Consider the following 17461-nt stretch of genomic DNA (forward strand, 5'->3'; position numbering starts at 1 on the left):
GGCGAGCCGGCTCAGCGCTCGGCGGCGCCCTCGGCCTTGAGCTCGGCCAGCAAGCGGGGCATGTTGACCCGGGCATGGCGGGCATCGACGGGCTCGATCAGGCCTTCGCGGCGCAGGGCCGAGACGAGGCGGCTGGCGGTCTCCACCGTCATGTCCAGCATGGTGCCCATGGCCTGCCGGGTCGGCATCCAGACGCGGGCCCCCGCGTCGCCGAATTCGCTGAGCTTGAGCAGCAGCCGCAGCATGCGGTGGCGGGCCGGGCCGCTGCCGAGCTCGGTCAGCCACTCGTCGGCATCGTCGAGTGCGCGTTGCCAGCGCTTCATCAGGTCGCGGGTCAGGTCGGGGTGGTGCAGCTGCAGTTCGCCGATCAGCGCCTGCGGGATGCCGCAGAGCTCGACCTCGGTGCAGGCCACCGCGTCGGCCGCATAGCGCTGACCGAGCAGCACCTCCAGGCCGATCAGGTCGCTGGGGCCGGCGAGCCGCACGATGCGGCACTCGCCGCGGTCGCTGTGGCGCTCGAAGCGCAGCACGCCACGGCGCAGGGTGTAGAGCACGTGGCCGGCCTCGTGCGCCCCGTAGAGGCGCTCGCCCGGCTGCAGGCGGCGGTCGCTGATGCGGTGATGGATGCGGACGAGATCCGCCTCGCTCAGCACGCCGAACAGCGCGGTCTGCCGCACGCCGCAGTTCAGGCAGGCCTGGGCCTGGGCGCTGTAGGGCGCAGGCTCCGGACGCAGGGGGATGACGTTGGCGGCAGACGGCATGGGAGGACGGGCGGCGGCGGAAGGCCGCCGCTGGGCGGCAAGTGTCCGGCAAAGCCGGCCCCGTGGCGCGGCCCGGCCCGGGGCGGGCCGGATCAATCGGCCCGGCGCTCGCGCAGCTGGCGCAGCGCGAAGGCACTGGGCGGCGGCAAGCCGGGCGGGCCCCAGCGCGTGCGCAGGTGGGCGATCAGGGCCAGCAGCTCGGCATCGCTGAGGACCGGATCGAAGGGCGGCATGCCGAAGGGCTGCGGATGGCCGGCCGTCGCCGGGCCGAAGCCGCCCTCCAGCACGACCCGCAGCAGATTGGCCGGCGAGGCCTGGCCGATCATCCGGCTGCCCGCCAGCGGCGGCACGGCGGGCACACCCTCCGCGCCCAGCACGCCCTCGCCCTGCGCGCCATGGCAGGCCGCACAGTGCTGGGCGTAGAGGCGCGGGCCGGTGGCCAGCGCAGCCAGGGCCTCCTCGGACGGCCGCGGGGCGGCCTGGCCGGTCGCGGCGGGATCGGCCGCCGCCGCCAGCCGCCCGGGCGGATCGGCCGGCGGGCCCGCCACCGCAGCAGCGGCGGGCGGCGCCAGGCGCTGCAGGTAGAGCGCCATCGCGCGCAGGTCCGGGGCACTCAGGTGCTGGGTGCTGCCGAGCACGACCTGCGCCATCGGCCCCTGGGCCAGGCCGCGCGGCGCATGGCCGTCGCGCAGCAGCGCAACGATCTCGTCGAGCGGCCAGTCGCCGACCCCCGCCTCGGCGTTGTCGTGCAGCGAGGGCGCAAACCAGTCGCGGGCCGGCATCGGGCCGCCCCCGCGCCGGTCGGTCGGGCCCCCCAGGGCATTGCGCTCGACATGGCAGGCCTGGCAGTGGGCCGGGCCCCGCACCAGGTAGGCCCCGCGGGCCCATTCGGCGGCCAGGGCCTCGGTCCACGGCGGATCGCCGGGGCGCGGCGGGGGCGGGGCAGCCGGGGCCTCGGGCGGGCGGCGGTAGAGCGCGCGCCAGACCGCCAGCGCCAGCGGCTGGCGCAGCAGGGTCGGCAGGCTGCCGCCGGCCCGCGGCTGGACGACCGGCGCCTGGGCCTGCAGGTGGGCGTGCAGCGCCCGGACATCGGCCGGATCGAGCAGGGCGAAGGCGTCCGTCGGGCAGACCGGGTGAATCAGGCCGCCGTCGGGCCGGCGGCCATGGCGCAGCGCACGGCCGAGATCCTCGGCCGTCCAGCCGCCGAGGCCGGTGGCCGGATCGGGCGTCAGATTGGCCGCGGGAAGGCTGCCGAAGGGCGTGGCCACGGGCTTGCCGCCGGCCAGCGGCGGCCCGCCGGGCGCGGTGTGGCAGCCGGCGCAGTGGCCGACCCGGGCCAGGTAGGCCCCGCGGGCCTGCGGCTCGGCCGGCAGGCCGGCCGCGGCGGCGGCGGGCTGGGGCGGCGCAGCATCCAGCCAGGCCAGCGGACGCAGCTCCCAGCCGATGCGGGCCAGGACGAGCAGGGCCAGGCCGGCCAGCGCGAGGGCCAGGCCGCGACGCCAGCGACGCTCGCTCCCGCCCGCGCGCAGTCCGGCGAGATCCGGGGCGCTCATCGCAGGCCCCCGCTGGCCGCGACACGGGCCGTGCCGCACTCGCGCAGCGGCTGCGGCAGCGTCTGCGCGGCGGGCTTGGGATCGGCCGGCAGCGGCTGGGCCGCCAGCCAGGCGGCGACCGCCTCGACCTCGTCGGGCGCCAGCGCACGGGCCAGCTCGGCCATGCAGTCGGGCGCGCGGGCCTGGCGCTGGCCGGTGCGCCAGGCCCCGAGCTGGGCGTTCAGGTAGTCGCGCGACAGGCCGAGCAGGCCGGGCATGGCGGGCTGGGCGCCGGTCAGGCCTTCGCCGTGGCAGGCCACGCAGGCCGGCAGGCGGCGGGCCGGATCGCCGTGGCGGACCAGGGCCTCGCCGCGGGCCCGCTGGGCGGCGGAAGCGGTCGGCCGCTCGGGTGGCGGATAGGGCAGATCGAGCGCGGCGAAATGACCGGCCAGGGTGGCCAGGTAGTCGTCGGACAGCGGGGCCAGCAGGCGCGCCATCCCGGCATGCGGCCGGCGGCCGTCGCGGAAGTGGAGCAACTGCTGCAGCAGGTAGCCGGCCGGCTTGCCGGCGAGGCGCGGAAAGTAGCCGCCCGGCGTGGCCCGCCCGGCCGCGCCATGGCAGGCAGTGCAGGCCAGTGCGCGCTGGGCCAGGGTGTCGGGCAGGGTCGGCGGGGCGGCAGGCGGCGGGACGGCGGCGGCAGGCGCAGCCGCGAGCGTCAGCATGAACAGAAGGGCAGGCAGCATGGAGGGGCCCGGCGGACGGGCAGGCAACAGGGGCATCGAGGTCGGCCGGGTCGGGCGCCAACCGACCCAGCGGATGCAAGCCTAGGCCCTGTGCTGCGGCCTGAACAGCAGCAGTGCCGGCGCGAAAGACCGGATCAGCGGGCCGCGGCGGCCGCCATCTCGGCGATCCAGCCGCCCAGCGTGGCGAGGGCCGGGCCCTCGCGGGCCGCATCGCCGTGACCGGCGTTCAGCCGGATGCAGTGCCGGAAGCCGCGCCGGGCCGAGAAGATCGGCCCGGGCGCCAGGCTGATGCCGGCCGCCAGCGCGCGGCGGTGCAGGGCCAGCGCGTCCACGCCTTCGGGCATCTCGATCCACAGGAAGTAGCCGCCTGCCGGCCGGGTGGCGCGGCAGCCCGGGGGGAAGTGGCGCGCCACCGCCTCGGCCAAGGCGGCCTGCTGTGCGGCCAGACGGCGACGCAGCAGGCGCAGGTGCCGGTCATAGCCGCCCCCTTCGAGGTAGGCCGCGATCGCGAGCTGGGCCGGCATCGAGGCGCCCAGCGTGCTGCCGAGCCTGAGCCGCGAGACCGCCTGCCGCCAGCGTCCGGCCAGCGCCCAGCCGATGCGGTAGCCCGGCGCCAGGCATTTGGAGAAGGAGCCGCAGTGCAGCACCAGGCCGTCGGTGTCGAAGGCCTTGGCGGGCCGCGGCCGGCTCGGGCCGAAGTGCAGCTCGGCGTAGACGTCGTCTTCGATCAGGGGCAGCCGGTGGCGGCGCAGGGCCTCGACCAGCGCCTGCTTCTTCGCCTCGGGCATCAGGAAGCCCAGGGGGTTCTGGAAGCTGGTCATCAGCCAGCAGGCCGCCGGGCGGTGGCGCTGGATGGCCTGCTCCAGCGCGTCGAGCTCGATGCCCTCGCGCGGATGGGTCGGCACCTCGACGGCCTCCAGACCGAGGCGCTCCAGCGCATGCAGCGCGGCGTAGAAGGTCGGCGACTCGATCAGCACCTTGTCGCCCGGCCGGGTGACGGCGGCCAGGCAGAGGTTCAGCGCCTCCAGCGCGCCGTGGGTGATCAGCACGTCCTCGGGCGCGACGGCCAGGCCCTCGGCGCAGTAGCGGCGGGCGATCTGGCGGCGCAGCGCCGGGTCGCCGGGGCCGAGGTCGTCGATCGTCGTCCAAGGGTCGAGGCGCTGCAGCGCGCCGGCGGCCAGCCGGCCCAGGCGCGGCAGCGGAAAGAGCAGCGGACTGGGGAAGGCCGAGCCGAGCGGCACCACCTCGCGGGCCAGGGTGGCCTCCAGGATCTCGAAGACCTGGGCGCTGACATCCAGCGGCCCGGCCTGCGCCTGCGGCTGGGAGGGCCGCTCGGGCTCGGGCAGCGGGGGCGGGGCGGCCTCGGTGACGTAGTAGCCCGAGCGCTCGCGGGCCCGGACCAGGCCCTCGGCCTCCAGCCGGTAATAGGCCTGGAAGACGGTGGCCGGACTGCAGCGCTGGCTGGCACAGGCTGCGCGCACGGAGGGCAGGCGGTCGCCTGGACGCAGGGCGCCGCGGCGGATGGCCCCGGCGATCTCGGCGGCCAGGGCCTCGTAGCGGGGGATGCGGGCAGCCGGCTGCGCGGGGTCGGCAGATGGCGTGGACGGCGGAGGGGGCGGGGCGCGGCGGGCAGGCATCGGGGGCGGCGTCACCCCGGCTTCGGCCCGGATGCGCCCGGTGACTATGATCGCCGGTTGCCCGCGACTTCCCCGCGGGCCCTGCCCCACGCCCCACCGCATGTCCGCCCGCCCCGACCCGCTGTCCCCGATCGACCCTGACCGAGCGCAGCGCGCCGAGCCGGCCGGCCCCATGCTGCGCGTGCGCGGGGCCCGCACGCACAACCTGAAGAATCTGGATGTCGACATCCCCAAGCAGGCCCTGGTAGTGATCACCGGCCTGTCGGGCAGCGGCAAGTCCAGCCTGGCCTTCGACACGCTCTACGCGGAAGGCCAGCGGCGCTATGTGGAGAGCCTGTCGGCCTATGCGCGGCAGTTCCTGGCGCGCATGGACAAGCCGGAAGTCGACGTGATCGAAGGCCTGTCGCCCGCCATCGCGATCGAGCAGAAGGCCACCAGCCACAACCCGCGCTCGACCGTCGGCACGGTCACCGAGATCCACGACTACCTGCGCCTGCTCTACGCCCGGGCCGGCACGCCGCATTGCCCCGACCACGGCCTGCCGCTGCAGGCTCAGAGCGTGAGCCAGATGGTCGATGCCGTGCTGGCCCTGCCGGAGGACACCAAGCTGATGATCCTGGCTCCCGTCGCCCGCGATCGCAAGGGCGAGCATGCCGAGCTGCTGGCCGACATGCAGGCCCGCGGCTACGTGCGCTTCCGCGTCGGCAGCGGCGGCCAGCCCGGCGAGGTGCTGGAGGTGGCCGATCTGCCCAAGCTCAAGAAGGCCGAGAAGCACGACCTGGACGTGGTGGTCGACCGCCTGAAGGTGAGGCCCGACGCCGGCCAGCGCCTGGCCGAGAGCTTCGAGGCCGCGCTGCGCCTGGCCGAGGGCCGCGCGATCGCGCTGGAGATGGACAGCGGCCGAGAACACCTGTTCTCCAGCCGCTTCGCCTGCCCGGTCTGCAGCTTCAGCCTGTCGGAGCTGGAGCCGCGGCTGTTCAGCTTCAACTCGCCGGTCGGCGCCTGCCCCAGCTGCGACGGCCTGGGCGAAGTCATCGTCTTCGACCCGGCCCGGGTGGTGGCCTTCCCCAGCCTCAGCCTGGCCAGCGGCGCGGTCAAGGGCTGGGACCGCCGCAATCCCTACACCTTCTCCATGCTCGAAGCCGTGGCCCGCCATGCCGGCTTCGACCTCGACACGCCCTGGGAGGCGCTGAGCCCGGCCCATCAGCAGCTGCTGCTGCGCGGCTCGGGCGAGGAGGCGATCGCCTTCACCTACAGCGCCGAGGGCGCGAACGGCAAGACCCGCACGGTCAAGCGCAGCCATCCCTTCGAAGGCATCCTGCCCAGCCTGGAGCGGCGCTTCAAGGAGACCGACTCCCAGGCCGTGCGCGAGGACCTGGCGCGCTACCAGACCCACCAGGCCTGCCCGGACTGCGGCGGCACCCGCCTGCGCCGCGAGGCCCGCCACGTGAAGCTGGTCGATGCCGCCAGCGGCGCCGGCTGGCCCATCTACGCCATCGGCCGCGCGACGCTGCGCGAGGCCCTGGCCCTGTTCGAGGGCCTGCAGCTGGCGGGCGCCAAGGCCGAGATCGCCGACAAGGTGGTGCGCGAGATCGCCTCGCGCCTGCGCTTCCTCAACGACGTCGGCCTGAACTACCTGAGCCTGGACCGCAGCGCCGACACGCTCAGCGGCGGCGAAGCCCAGCGCATCCGCCTGGCCAGCCAGATCGGCAGCGGCCTGTCGGGCGTGATGTACGTGCTGGACGAGCCCAGCATCGGCCTGCACCAGCGCGACAACGACCGGCTGATCGCCACCCTCAAGCACCTGCGCGACCTGGGCAACAGCGTGCTGGTGGTCGAGCACGACGAGGACATGATCCGTGCCGCCGACCATGTGCTGGACCTGGGCCCCGGGGCCGGCGTGCATGGCGGCCGCCTGATGGCGCAGGGCACGCCGGCCGAGGTGGCCGCCCACCCGGATTCGCCGACCGGCGCCTACCTGTCACGGCGCCTGCGCATCGCGGTGCCCAAGCGCCGCCGCGTGGCCGCCGCCGACGGGGCGGTGATCCGCATCGTCGAGGCCCGCGGCCACAACCTGAAGGGCGTGACGGTCGACATTCCGGTCGGCCTCTTCACCTGTGTGACCGGCGTGTCGGGCTCGGGCAAGAGCACCCTGGTCAACGACACCCTGCATGCGGCGGTGGCGCAGAAGCTCTACGGCAGCCACACCCAGCCCGAGGCGCACACGGCCCTCGAGGGTCTGGAGCATTTCGACAAGGTCATCGCGGTCGATCAATCGCCCATCGGCCGCACGCCGCGCAGCAACCCGGCCACCTACACCGGCCTGTTCACGCCCATCCGCGAGCTCTTCGCCGAAGTGCCGACCGCCCGCGAGCGCGGCTACGGCGCCGGCCGCTTCAGCTTCAACGTGCCCGGCGGCCGCTGCGAGGCCTGCCAGGGCGACGGCGTGATCAAGGTGGAGATGCACTTCCTGCCGGATGTCTACGTGCCCTGCGACGTCTGCCATGGCCAGCGCTACAACCGCGAGACGCTCGAGGTGCTCTACAAGGGCAAGCACATCGCCGAGGTGCTGGGCCTGACCATCGAGGCCGCGCATGCCTTCTTCAGCGCGGTGCCCACGCTTCAGCGCAAGCTGCAGACCCTGCTCGACGTGGGCCTGGGCTACATCCGCCTGGGCCAGGCCGCGACCACCCTGTCCGGCGGCGAGGCCCAGCGGGTGAAGCTGGCGCAGGAGCTGAGCAAGCGCGACACCGGCCGCACGCTCTACATCCTCGACGAACCCACCACCGGCCTGCACTTCGCCGACATCCAGCTGCTGCTGAAGGTGCTGCACCAGCTGCGCGACGCCGGCAACACCATCGTCGTGATCGAGCACAACCTCGACGTGATCAAGACCGCCGACTGGCTGATCGACATGGGCCCCGAGGGGGGGGCCGGCGGCGGCACCGTGGTGGCCGTCGGCACCCCCGAGGCCATCGCCGCCTGCCCGTCCAGCCACACCGGTCGCTACCTCAAGCCGCTGCTGGACGAAGGCTGAGGCGGTACCGCCTTCGCTAGGCGGTCGGCGGCCCTGACCGGGCCGCGTGCACGATCGCACAAGCTGCCCGGAACGCAGGCCCTGACCACCGGGAGGGCACTCAAGCGCAGGGGACGGCTGCCGATGGAAGCGGCATGGCCGCCCTGCTCGCTTCCCCTCCCGCCCGAACAGCTCAAGCCGTCCTGCGGACCTTGCTGCCCCTGCTGGTCGGCGTGAGCCTGTGCGCAGGCGCTGAGGCAGGCAAGGGCGGCCTGCGCCCCTGCGCAGACGAAGGCGTGATCCAGGCCCAGTGGCTGGCCGCCCTGAATGCCGTGCGCGCCCAGGGCGCCCACTGCAGCGCAGGCGATCCGGCCATCGCCCAGGCGCCGGAGCTGCACTGGGCCCCGGAGCTGGCCGATGGCGCACGCTATCTCGCCGAGGACCTTGCCGCGCACGACCGCGTCGCGCACACCGACAGCGCGGATCGGGACTTCGAGGAACGCGTGCGTGCCACGGGCTACCCCTTCCGGGCCGCAGGCGAGAACGTCGCGGCGGGACAGGCGGATTTCAACCGCACCCTCAGGGCCTGGCTGGCCAGCCCCTCGCACTGCCGCACGATGATGCGCAGCCGCTACACCGAGGTCGGCCTGGCGTGCTTCGAGCGCAGCGGCTCAAGCTACGGCCGCTACTGGGTGGCCCACTTCGGCCAGCCCCAGGAAGATGTGCGCCGGGGAAGTCCGCTGCAAGAGGACACCGTCCACCCCTGAGCCGAAGGTAAGACCGACCTAGCTGGACTGCCTTCGCCGACGCAGAACGTGTTGGGCAGCAGCCAGACCCAACAGCCCCAAGCCCAGCAGAACGGCTCGGCCCGGCTCGGGAATGGGCGTGACCTGTGTGGGCGGGATCAGGATCGGGGTGTAGGGTATCCCGGGACCGCCACCGGTTGGCGGCGCGAACGACACCGGAGAGATCGGATTGGCTGCTGGTCCACCCAAGGGCTCGGCCGATGGATCGGTCGAGAGGACCTGCTGCGCGGCCGGCGCGCCCGGCAGGGCGGCTGGAGGGACTTCCACCTCGTTGGACAACACCTTCTCCGGCTGACGGGTGATACGGCTAACGTTGCGGCAGACGGTCGGCACGAGGATGCAGGCGTCGGCTTCGCAGTAGACAAGCCCGCGTTCAACCATCGCGTCGGTCCAGCGATCCCGGCTGACTGAACGGCAGACCTGGCCCTCGGCAAAGTGCATGTCGCGGATGTCGGGGGCATAAAGCCGCAGGCCGGCGATGGAGTCGCGGCGGATCTCGACCATGTCGTCGTAGTCATGCTCCGCCATACGCGCCTTGAGCCGGGCTCGAACATCCCCAGGCAGGTCGGTGTAGCGGTCCACAGCCGCAGGCACCCTGCCGGAATAAGGTCGGTGACCCGGGCGGTCCCAGCTGCAACGTTCCAGCGTGGCCGGCCTCGGCAGGGCCGGCGCCGACCTGACCGGCCCGGCGCGGCGCTTCGCGGCGTCGGTCGCCTCTGTCCTCGCACGGGCCTTGGCCATCGCCTTGGCTGGCGTGGCCGTTGAAGATTCACCCATCAGACGACCCGCATCATGGGCCATCGCAGCAGTGGCGAACGTCACAGCACCACACACCGACAGCAAGAGACGCCCAAGGGTGATGAGGCTGAGAGGCTGGATCGACTTGGCCATGAAATCGACAGGAGGACCACTTGCGTGGAAGCAAAACGCTCTGCCTTCCCTCGAAGGCCCGAAACTCCCTGCGCAGGCTTTGTAACAACCTGTCTGTAGCCTGTAGTTTAAGGCTTTGCACTGTTGCCAAACAGCCCCAGCGCACTAACCAACGTGGTCAAGCCGACAAATTCCATCCAGTTCATGCAGCAGCGCACACCCCGGCTGTTCGCCGTCGAGCCGTACAAAGCAGCAGGGGCGGCCAAGCCGCCCCTGTCTCGCCGAAATGCCGCTCAGTTCACTTGAGGTGACCACTGATCAGCTTGGTCATTTCGAACATCGACACCTGGGCCTGCTTGAAGATCTCCTTCAGCTTGGCATCCGCATTGATCATGCGCTTGTTGCTCGCGTCCTGGAGCTTGTGCTTCTTGATGTACTCCCAGACCTTCTTGGTCACCTCGGTCCGCGGCATCGGCTTGGCCCCGACGATGGCGGCCAGGGCCTCGCTCGGGGTCAGCGCCTTCATGAAGGCGGCGTTCGGCGTGCGCTTGACCGCCACCTTCTTCGCCGGCGCCTTCTTGGCAGCGGGCGCCTTCGCGACCGGTGCGGCCGCCTTCTTGGCCGGGGCAGCCTTCTTGGCCGGGGCGCGCTTGATCGCAGTCTTCTTCGCAGTTGCCATGGTTCGGTACTCCATCCAGTCGTGGCTCGATGTTCCGGCCCGGCGGACCTGCTGTGAGGCGGTCGTCTTCTCGGGGCGCGGTGCGGGGCGCATGGTACTGCGCGCCCCCCCAAAAAAGAAGCCGTTTCCCTAGGAGAAATCCGAGGGTCTGATATCAATCACGCGCGGCGCCAGCCCATGCCCCTGACATCACATCAGGCAATTGAATTGCTCACAATATGATTGCCTGCAGCAGGAAAAGCGATCCCACCGATGTCCAGCGCCCGCCTGTCCCGCCCGACCAGTCGCCTCGGCAACGCCCGCGGGCCCGCCCCGGGCGAGGCGGCGGCCAGCGAGCCGGACCCGCTGGCCCTGGCCTCGCAGCTCTGCTTCGCGCTCTACGCGAGTTCGCTGGCCATCCAGCGCCGCTACCGCGAGCCGCTTGCCGCGCTCGGCCTGACCTATCCGCAGTACCTGGTGATGCTGGTGCTGTGGGCCGAGGACGGCCTGAGCGTGTCGGCCGTCGGGGCGCGACTGATGCTGGATTCCGGCACGCTGACCCCGCTGCTCAAGCGCCTCGCGGCCCAGGGGCTGCTGGAGCGGCGCCGCGGCACCGAGGACGAGCGCCGCGTCGAACTGCACCTGACCCCCGCGGGCCGCGCGCTGCGGCGCCGCGCCTTGAACCTGCCGACCCAGATGGCTGCGGCCATCGGTTGCACACCCGAGGTCCTGGAACCCATGGTCGAGGAACTGCACGAGCTGCGCCGCGCCTTGCAGGACGATCTGTCGGGCCCCGGACCGGCTGGCTAAGCGCCCCTCGACCGATCGCCGCAGGCCCTCAAGCCCCCTTTCGCGCTTCCCCCCTAGGCAGCACCGCGCAGGCGCTGCCTCCCTTCCCACCCCCAGGAGATCCTCATGGCCCTCGAACAAGTGCTCTACACCGCCCATGCCCGTGCCACCGGGGGCCGCGACGGCCGCGCGACGTCTTCGGACAGCGTGCTCGACGTCGAGCTCTCGACGCCCAAGGCGCTCGGCGGCGCCGGCGGGGCCGGCACGAATCCGGAGCAGCTCTTCGCCGCCGGCTACTCGGCCTGCTTCCTCGGTGCGATGAAGTTCGTCGCGGGCCAGAAGAAGGTCGCGCTGCCGGCCGATGTGGCGGTCAGCGGCGCAGTCGGCATCGGTCCGATCCCGAACGGCTTTGGCATCCAGGTCGAGCTGAGCATCGAACTGCCCGGCATGGATCGCGCCGCGGCACAGGCCCTGATCGATGCGGCGCACATCGTCTGCCCCTACTCGAACGCGACCCGGGGCAATGTCGACGTGACGCTGAAGCTGGCCTGAGGCCCGGGGCTCGCGGCCCGCGGGTGGGCCGCACCGGACTCACAAGGCGCCGCTGCGCTCGTCGGCCAGCTCGCGCTGGCGGCGGGCCTGCAGCTCGCGCAGGCGTGCGTCGACCACCGACGCCTCGATGAAGTCGCCGCGCACGCCGCGCTGCTGGGCGGCCTTCAGGCGGTCGATGGCCCCTTGCAGATCGGCCTGGGCCGCACGGGCCTCGGCGGCCGCGCGGAGGCTGCGCATGCCCTCGCCGAGGCGTTCCCAGACGCGCCCGAGCAGGGCCCAGGCCGGCCCGTCCTCGGGGCGCTCGGCCACCCAGGTCTGCAGCCGGTCGGCCATCGGCCGGAGCGCCTCGGGAGCGGCCCCGGGCAGCAAGGCCTGCTCGCTCGCCGCGAACAGCCAGACCCGGCCTTCGGACGGGGCGAAGCGGGCCTCCACCCCGGCCCCGGCCGAACCGCGGGAGGCGGCCAGGGCCTGCGCCAGACGGGTGGCTGCGCCGGCGGGATCGCCCCGGGCGATCTGCAGCTCGATGTCCAGCAGGTCCACCGTGCGCTGCGCGGCGGCGTCGCCGGCAGCAAGACGTCGCGCCTCGGGCAGTGCGCGCTCGGCACGCCCCCAGTCGCGCAACCTCAGCGAGGCCAGCGCGCTGGCATAGGCCTGGGCCAGCCTTTCGGCCGGCGGCGCGGCGGTCTCGCGACTCAGGGTCGCGTCCAGGGCCTGCCAGCGTTGCAGGGACAGGGCGCGCGGATCCATCAGCACGCGGGCGCGCGCCTGCATCAAGGCGTGCAGCAGGCTGCGCGGCGGCGCGCGCCGGCCGGATAGGTCGAGCCCAAGGCGGGAACGTGCCTCGCCGATGCGCTCGGTGCTCAGCGGATGGGTGCGCAGATAGGGGAAGTTCTGGCTGTCGTTGAGCCGTGAGGCCTGGAGCAGCTTCTCGAACATCGAGGCCATGCCGGCCGGGTCGAAGCCGGCACCCGTCAGCACCCCGTAGCCGATGCGGTCGGCCTCGCGCTCCATGTCACGCGAGTAGTTCAGCTGCCCCTGCATCGCGACGGCCTGGCCCCCGGCGATCAGGGCGTTGGCCGCGTCGGCGCTGCGGCTGGCCGCCAGCACCCCCAGGATCAGCGAGGCCACCGCCAGGATGGACCGGCTCTGGCTGGAGGCAACGCTGCGCGCGATGTGGCGCTGGGTCACGTGGCTCATCTCGTGCGCCAGCACGGAGGCCAGCTCGTCGGACGAAGCCGTCACCGCGATCAGGCCGAGGTGGATGCCGACATAGCCTCCCGGCAGGGCAAAGGCATTGACCGAGGGGTCCTGGACGAGGAAGGTCCGCCAGGCAAAACGCTCGCCGAGCTCGGCCCCAACCTCGCCGCGGCGACTGGCGCTGTCGTAGAGCGGCTCCCAGAGTGCGCGGAGGTAGTCGTTGAGGACGGGGTCGTCGAGATACGCCGGATCCCGCCAGATGTCCCGCATGATGCGGTCGCCCAGGCGTCGCTCCGTGCCGACCGGAATCGACTCGGCCCCCCCATCCCCCAGGGAGGGCAGGGCAGGCCGCTCGGCAGGCCCCGGCACCGGACTGGCCAGGGCCGCCAGGATGGCCAGGGTGCCGCCCGGCGAGGCGCTGTGCACATGGCCGGCATGGTCGGCCGCTCCGCCCTGCAGGGGCCCAGGCAGCGGGATCGGTTCGGCGAAGGCGGGCCGCCCCTGGGCTGGCCGGCCGGCGCCGAGGCCCAGCATCAGCAGACCCAGCAGCGCACGGCGCCGGCGATCGACGGCCACCGAAGCGCGCGGCGGGAGGGGGAGAAGGTCATGCGCGGCCACGGCCTATCATGCCAGCGCCCCGGTTTCCCCCATGTTTCCCGACCGCATGTCCGTGAGCTCCTCCGAATCGTCCGCGCCCGCCTCGCCCCTGACCCATTTCGACGCGCAGGGGCAGGCCCACATGGTCGACGTGTCGGCCAAGCCCGCCACCCACCGCAGCGCGACGGCCGAGGGCTGGATCCGCATGCTGCCGGCCACGCTCGCGCTGATTGCCGGCGGCCAGGCCAAGAAGGGCGATGTGCTGGGCATCGCGCGCATTGCCGCCATCCAGGGTGCGAAGCGCACGGCCGAACTGATCCCGCTCTGCCACCCGCTGCCCCTGACCCGCGTGGCCGCGCAGTTCGAGCTGGATTCCGCCGGCTCGCGCGTGCGCTGCGAGGTGACGGCCGAGACCGTCGGCCCGACCGGCGTGGAGATGGAGGCCCTGACCGCCGTGCAGGTCGCCCTGCTGACGATCTATGACATGTGCAAGGCGGCCGACCGCGGCATGGTGATCGAGCAGGTGCGGCTGCTGGAGAAGCTCGGCGGCAAGTCGGGTCACTACCGCGCCGACTGAGGTCCCCGCCGCCCTCCGGGCCGGGGCCGCAAGGGCGCCTCAGCGCGCCAGGGCGCGCAGCTGCATCCAGTCCAGGTCAGCCGCCGTGTCGGCTGCGCAGGCCCAGTCGCCCAGGCGCTGGGGATCCGTCTCCGCATGGCGTCCGGGACGGCAGTCGGGCAGAGCCTGGAGCACTTCGGGGCGGCGGAACTCCCGCAGGCGCCGCACGACGGCCAGCGCCTCGGCCTCGTGGCCGCGGGCATGCAGCGCACGGGCGTACGCAAGCATCAGGCGGACATCGATCAGGTGGTCCAGCGGACGACCGAAGACGGCCAGGGGCACCTGCTCGGGCGCGAGGGTGGCAGCGGCATAGTCGGCGTGATGGCCGAACAGCACGCTGGCCTGGCCACGGACGATGCGCTCGTCGAGCGGCAAGCGGCTGTCCGCCGGCATGAAGACACGCTCCACGCGACGGTGATCCATGGCCGCCATCGCCGCGCCCAGCATCAGCAGCACACCGGCCAGGCGCTGCAGCCCCTGCAGCGCACGGGCCTGCGGGGGCGGGCTGGCCGAGACCGGGGGGGCTTGTCCGGCAGCCGCCCCGGCCCCCAGCCAAAGCCCCAGCGCCCAGGCGGCGGGCAGGAGGAAGTAGGCATACCAGAGCGGGTACTCCAACTGGCTGTGCAGGGCCAGCACCGCCAGCATCAGCAGGGCCGCCCGGCCCGGGTGGCAGGGGTCCGGGTCGGCGCCGTGCCAGGCCGCGCGCCGCTGCCAGATCCGGGCCAGCAGGGCCAGCAGCAGGAGCACGGTGGCGGGCAGGCCGATCTCCACCGCCAGCTGCAGCGGCAGGTTGTGGGTGTGGTCGAAGAAGGCCACCGGCCGGTCGGGGAAGGGGCTGAAGGTCCAGGCCAGGTTGAAGCGGCCCCAGCCCACGCCGGTCCAGGGGTGCTCGGCCAGCAGGTCCAGCGCATTGCGCCAGATGGCGAAGCGCGAGCTGCTGATGTCCCCCTCGAACTGGAAGCGGTCGGCCGCGACGAAGCCGGCATGGCGCGCACGGGCCCACATCGACAGGGCCGCAGCCAGTCCGGCATACAGCAGCGGCACCAGGCCCAGCAGCAGGCGCACGGGCCCGGGCAGACGGCGGTCCAGCACGGCCCAGAGCAGCAGCAGCGCCAGGCTGATCGCGCCGGTGCGCGAGGCACTGCCGGCCAGGGCAGCCAGCAGCGCGGCCAGCGTCAGCCCCAGCACGAGCACCAGGCGACGGCGCGCGCGCCGGGCATCGGGGCCGGAGGTGGCGTGCCAGGCTTCGGCCATCCACCAGACCGTCCAGACCATCGCGCAGATCAGCGCCGTGGCCAGATGGTTGGGCTGGCGCATGTTGCCGACGGCCCGGCCCGGCGTGGTGCCTGCGCTGACCAGACCGCCGAGGCCACCCTCGGGCGAGAGCATCTGCACCCCGGCCACCAGCACGCAACCCAGTCCGGCAACCGTCCAGGCCCGGGCCATGGGCCGGGCCAGCGCGCGGGCAGCATTCGGCGCCGCCGCGGCCTGACGGGCGGTGGCCCACAGCACCAGGGCCGCCGCCAGCAGAACCGCTGCTTGGGCCGGCTGCCGGGCCTGCCAGGCGATGGCAGCCAGCAGGCCCAGCAGGACGGTCAGCGTCACGCCCGGGCTGCTGCCGACCGGCGCCGGGCCCGCGGCACTCAGCAGCAGCCACAGCCCCCAGGCGGCCACGGCGGCGAGCTGATGGCTCAGCACCGCATCGGGCACGGTGGACAGGGGCAGCAGCAGCGGCAGGGCCAGCGCAAGCAAGGCCGCCACATGCATCAGCACCGGGGCAGCGGAGGGGGTCAGGGGATGGTCAGGCGCGTTCACGGGCGCGATCTTGCCTTGTCCCCGGCCCGGGCCCATCCGTCCGGCGGCGGCTCAGGGCCGGACCGCCCAGGCCCGGGGGGCAGCAACTCGCGCCAGTCGGCCGAGGCCGGCGGCGGCCCGCACAGCGCCGGACGCAGGGGATCGCCCTGCCCCGAAGCCTCGGCGGCCGCGACCTGCCGGGGCGGGGCGTCACAGCGACGGGCCAGGGCCGCGGCGGCCGGTCCGCCCAGCCGACGCAGACGAGCGGCCAGCAGGCGAGCCCGGTCGGCGCGCCCCTGCTCGGCCTCGGCCAGGGCCCAGGCCAGCAGCAGGCGACCGTCCAGCTGGCGGCGTGCCGCGCCGGCCTCGAAGGGCTGCAGGCTGCGCTGGCCGGCGGGCGCCAGCGTGGCCGCCAGGCGCTCGCCCCACTCGGGCGAGAGGCTTCCGGCACGCGCGGCAGCAAGACGCCGCTCCAGGGGACCGGCGGCCGGGTCGAAGAGCTGGATCGTCGGCTGCTGGGCGACGCCGCCCCAGACCGCCGACAGCATCAGCAGCAGACCGACCCCGCGCAGGCCGCCAAATCGTCCCGTCGCCCTGCCCGCCCCGTGCGACGGGCCCGCGGACGGCCCGGCCAAAGCCCAGCAGGCCGCGTGCAACCACAGCAGGTGACCCTGCCAGAGCGGGAACTCCGACAGACTGTGCAGGGCCGTGCTGAGGATCAGCAGGCCGGCCGCCGTCGGCGCCGCGGCAGAGGGCCCCGGCTGCGCAGGACCGGGCGGGAGGGCCCCGGCACGCAGGCCCCGCCAGGCGGCATGGACCAGCAACAGCAGGACCACGGCAGCCAGCGGCAGGCCCAGCTCCACCGCCAGATGCAGCGGCAGATTGTGGGCATGGGTGAAGGCGTGGCCACCGGCGGGCAGACCGGGGCTCAGGGTCCACGCGAAATTGAAGTTGTTCCAGCCGACGCCCCACAGGGGCTGGGCACGGACCAGGGCCCAGGCGTCCTGCCAGAGCGTCCAGCGGGGACTGCCGAGATCGGCCCGCACCCCCGCGGCCTGGCCGGGCTCGGCCACGGCCAGGCGCAACGCCCAGAACAAACACAGGGCCAGCGGCAGCAGGACCAGGTCCAGCCTGAGCCGGCGAGGCAGCCGCCCATCGAACAGGCCCCACAGCAGCAGCAGGCCGCTGGCCAGGAGGCCCGTGCGCGAGCCGCTGGCGGCCAGGCCGGCCATCAGCAGCAGGCCGGCGGGCAACAGCCCCCGAGGAGGCAGACGGCCCATCGAGCGCAGCGCGGCCAGGGCGATCACGCCCTGGACCATCAACAGGGCCAGCACATTGGACTGCCGGACCCAGCCCACCGCCCGCGCGCCCGCAGGAGGACCGGCCAGACCCAGCGCTTGCGGCGCCGTCAGCTCCAGCAGCGCGACCGCGGCGTTGAGCAAGGCCGCCCCGGCCCAGGCGCCGTAGAACACGGTGGCCGTGGCGGCCTCGTCCTGCGCGCGCGCAGCGCGCAGGCCCAGCAGCACGGCCACGGCCGCCAGCAGCGCCACGCTGTCGGCCAGGGCCAGACCGGGCAGGCCGCCGGTGGCGAACAGGCTGGTCCAGGCCATGCCGACCAGCAGCAGGGGCACGGCGACCAGGCTGCGCCATCCGGCCGGCCACGCGCCGGCCGGCCCGGACGCTGGACCGCAGGCCAGCACCAGCCCCCAGGCCAGCAGGCCCAGCAAGTCCTTGGCGAAACCGGTCTGCGGCAGCGGGGCATGGTTCAGCAGCAGCGGTCCGGCCACCGCCAGCGCGAGGGCCAGGCGCGCCGGCCCCGCGGCACGCCAAGCAAAAAGGGACCGCATGCGCGGTCCCCGGACGAGGCGATGGGCGCGGGTCACGGCAGGACAG

14 protein-coding genes are annotated in these 17461 nt (G+C 73.7%); 5 read left to right on the forward strand and 9 right to left on the reverse strand.

Going from position 1 to position 17461, the window contains the following annotated elements; genetic code table 11:
* Positions 1 to 11: 11 nt before the first annotated feature.
* The 4 genes from H4F90_RS12915 to H4F90_RS12930 form a co-directional block, all read right to left on the reverse strand.
* Positions 12 to 761: a Crp/Fnr family transcriptional regulator gene (locus tag H4F90_RS12915; protein WP_182665252.1), complete on the reverse strand. Its 750-nt coding sequence runs from the start codon at positions 759 to 761 to the stop codon at positions 12 to 14.
* A gap of 92 nt (positions 762 to 853) precedes the next feature.
* Positions 854 to 2314, reverse strand: coding sequence for a c-type cytochrome (locus H4F90_RS12920; protein WP_182665254.1), 1461 nt, complete (start codon positions 2312 to 2314; stop codon positions 854 to 856).
* Positions 2311 to 3036 carry a c-type cytochrome gene (locus H4F90_RS12925; protein ID WP_235972192.1) on the reverse strand — a complete coding sequence of 242 codons (726 nt, stop codon included), beginning with the start codon at positions 3034 to 3036 and terminating at the stop codon, positions 2311 to 2313. The genes H4F90_RS12920 and H4F90_RS12925 overlap by 4 nt, the downstream gene beginning before the upstream one ends.
* A 134-nt stretch (positions 3037 to 3170) precedes the next feature.
* Positions 3171 to 4601, reverse strand: coding sequence for an aminotransferase-like domain-containing protein (locus H4F90_RS12930; RefSeq protein WP_182665476.1), 1431 nt, complete (start codon positions 4599 to 4601; stop codon positions 3171 to 3173).
* A gap of 244 nt (positions 4602 to 4845) precedes the next feature.
* On the opposite strand from H4F90_RS12930, the gene uvrA reads away from it, so the two are divergent.
* Both uvrA and H4F90_RS12940 read left to right on the forward strand, forming a co-directional pair.
* Positions 4846 to 7710 carry an excinuclease ABC subunit UvrA gene (gene uvrA, locus H4F90_RS12935; protein ID WP_182665478.1) on the forward strand — a complete coding sequence of 955 codons (2865 nt, stop codon included), beginning with the start codon at positions 4846 to 4848 and terminating at the stop codon, positions 7708 to 7710.
* A gap of 134 nt (positions 7711 to 7844) precedes the next feature.
* Positions 7845 to 8456, forward strand: a complete 612-nt coding sequence (locus H4F90_RS12940; protein ID WP_182665258.1) for a CAP domain-containing protein — start codon at positions 7845 to 7847, stop codon at positions 8454 to 8456.
* 18 nt (positions 8457 to 8474) lie between these two features.
* Here the strand turns inward: H4F90_RS12940 and H4F90_RS12945 are convergent, their stop codons facing one another.
* Together H4F90_RS12945 and H4F90_RS12950 are read right to left on the reverse strand one after the other, a co-directional pair.
* A complete protein-coding gene (locus H4F90_RS12945; protein ID WP_182665260.1) occupies positions 8475 to 9386 on the reverse strand; it encodes an MHFG family PEP-CTERM protein in 912 nt (303 codons plus the stop codon).
* Positions 9387 to 9663: 277 nt separating this feature from the next.
* Positions 9664 to 10044 carry an SWIB/MDM2 domain-containing protein gene (locus tag H4F90_RS12950; protein ID WP_182665262.1) on the reverse strand — a complete coding sequence of 127 codons (381 nt, stop codon included), beginning with the start codon at positions 10042 to 10044 and terminating at the stop codon, positions 9664 to 9666.
* Positions 10045 to 10296: 252 nt separating this feature from the next.
* On the opposite strand from H4F90_RS12950, the gene H4F90_RS12955 reads away from it, so the two are divergent.
* Positions 10297 to 10833, forward strand: coding sequence for a MarR family winged helix-turn-helix transcriptional regulator (locus tag H4F90_RS12955; RefSeq protein WP_182665264.1), 537 nt, complete (start codon positions 10297 to 10299; stop codon positions 10831 to 10833).
* A gap of 105 nt (positions 10834 to 10938) precedes the next feature.
* Positions 10939 to 11364, forward strand: coding sequence for an organic hydroperoxide resistance protein (locus tag H4F90_RS12960; RefSeq protein ID WP_182665266.1), 426 nt, complete (start codon positions 10939 to 10941; stop codon positions 11362 to 11364).
* A gap of 39 nt (positions 11365 to 11403) precedes the next feature.
* Here the strand turns inward: H4F90_RS12960 and H4F90_RS12965 are convergent, their stop codons facing one another.
* Complete coding sequence (locus H4F90_RS12965; RefSeq protein WP_182665268.1) at positions 11404 to 13137, reverse strand: M48 family metalloprotease; 1734 nt, start codon at positions 13135 to 13137, stop codon at positions 11404 to 11406.
* Between the two features lie 88 nt (positions 13138 to 13225).
* Between H4F90_RS12965 and moaC the strand changes: the two genes are divergently transcribed.
* A complete protein-coding gene (gene moaC, locus H4F90_RS12970) occupies positions 13226 to 13735 on the forward strand; it encodes a cyclic pyranopterin monophosphate synthase MoaC (protein ID WP_182665480.1) in 510 nt (169 codons plus the stop codon).
* A 39-nt stretch (positions 13736 to 13774) separates the two neighbouring features.
* On the opposite strand, the gene H4F90_RS12975 is transcribed toward moaC, so the two are convergent.
* A complete protein-coding gene (locus H4F90_RS12975) occupies positions 13775 to 15589 on the reverse strand; it encodes an O-antigen ligase family protein (RefSeq protein ID WP_182665271.1) in 1815 nt (604 codons plus the stop codon).
* On the reverse strand, positions 15586 to 17415 hold the full coding sequence (locus tag H4F90_RS12980) for an O-antigen ligase family protein (protein ID WP_182665273.1): 1830 nt from the start codon (positions 17413 to 17415) through the stop codon (positions 15586 to 15588). Before H4F90_RS12980 ends, H4F90_RS12975 begins: the two co-directional genes overlap by 4 nt.
* Positions 17416 to 17461 lie beyond the last annotated feature (46 nt).

It is taken from the genome of Aquariibacter albus (genome assembly GCF_014145335.1).
Taxonomy (GTDB): Bacteria; Pseudomonadota; Gammaproteobacteria; order Burkholderiales; family Burkholderiaceae_C; genus Aquariibacter; species Aquariibacter albus.